Below are 1542 nucleotides of genomic sequence, written 5' to 3' on the forward strand. Positions count from 1 at the left end.
ACCGTTCTTCCTTTTTCATCATCGGGAATAACTGGAAATTTAATTGATAAACGCTGTCGCAAATTTGCGACGGCATCGCATTGACCACATTTACGATGGATTTTCGCGTTTCGGCAAGAATATCGCGGATTTTTTGGATTTGATTCGAGTCAAGCGCCATGGTAAGCGTGCTTATATCGCGCTTTTCCTTCGGGGTATTGGCAATCGAATCGCGCGCCAATTCCGCGATACAGCCCTGGTAGTCGCTAATGGTTGCACTCAGCCAATGTTCCTGCGTACGGAGATGCGCCTCGGTGGGTTCCACGCGGCCATCCTTGCGTTGACGGGCAAGTCCCAACTGCAACAGCGCCTCAACGGCTTTCTCGACCTGAGAGGCGGTGAGTTTCGGAATGCATGCCTCGGCGAGTGCTGCAGCATCTTGCGGACCACGATAATCAAAGACATCGAGCGCCGAACGGATCATCGGGTAGTACCACTGCTGAAAATAGCGGTAGCGAGCCTCGTCTAGCTCACGGCAGACGGCCGGGCGCATTTTCTGAAGCATCTCAAAATGCTTGCGGACATCTTCGTCGGTCTTCGCCTTGCCATAGACGACCATTTCGCGGAAGTATTCCGCCTTCGCCTCCTTGAAACGGAAAAATTCAACGAACGGTTCAATGCCTTTAGAAGACACATGGCGCTTTCCCTGTAAAATTTTTACAAGAAGACTTGCGTCAACGTCCACAGCAGCGGCAAAAACCCGATAGCTGAAGGTCGGATCAAGCGACTTTTCGAGTTCGTAAAAATCCTGCAGAAATTTACGGTAGTCGGTGTAGTCATATATGTTGATTTTATTTCTTGCGAACATGGTTGGCCAGCCCCAATAATATAGATTCTATTATTGAAATATTCAATTTTTTTCAATCAATTTTTATCAAAATTTTAAAGACATGTTGACATTTTTGTCCACACACAGCCGAAAAAAAACTTACTGAAACTCTTTCATGAACATAAATTTAAGGCACAATGGTGTATCAAGGAGTTTGAATGTTTAAAAGAAATACAGTCGCAATTCTTGCGGCAACCCTCGCAACAACAGCTTTCGCCACCAAGTACGAAGCCGAATCGGCAACCGTATCTAGCGAAGCAAAAATTGTCAACAGCAGCGGCGTCTCTGGCACAGGGTACGTGAGCCTCCAAGAAGGCAACATTACCTTCACGGGAGTCACCGCCGAATCCGCAGGCAAGTACACGCTCACCATCCATTACAAGGCGGGCGATTTCAAGGCAAACTACCTCAAGGTAAACGGAGCGACCGCAGGCACGATTGACTTTGCGGCAACGACCGGGTGGGCGGACATCACAACGGCCGTAACGCTCAAGGCGGGCGCAAACACGATCGCCATCGAAAAATACTGGGGATGGATTGACGTAGACTACATCGACATTTCCACCTACGAATCAAAGCCCTTCAAGCTCTCCGCTGCCCCGGTCACCCCGAACGCGACCGAAAGCGCAGTAAAGCTCTACAGTTTCTTGCGCGAAAACTTCGGCAAGAAGACA

At 49.0% G+C, this 1542-nt stretch carries 2 protein-coding genes; one reads left to right on the forward strand and one right to left on the reverse strand.

From position 1 onward, the window contains the following. A partial coding sequence (locus Q0628_RS12210) for a TIGR02147 family protein (protein WP_298771350.1) occupies positions 1–847 on the reverse strand: 847 nt, incomplete at its 3' end. A 179-nt stretch (positions 848–1026) separates the two neighbouring features. On the opposite strand from Q0628_RS12210, the gene Q0628_RS12215 reads away from it, so the two are divergent. Next, positions 1027–1542 (forward strand): CBM35 domain-containing protein (locus Q0628_RS12215; RefSeq protein ID WP_298771352.1); only part of this gene is annotated, 516 nt, incomplete at its 3' end.

Origin of the sequence: uncultured Fibrobacter sp. (assembly GCF_937877005.1) — a bacterium.
Classification (GTDB): domain Bacteria; phylum Fibrobacterota; class Fibrobacteria; order Fibrobacterales; family Fibrobacteraceae; genus Fibrobacter.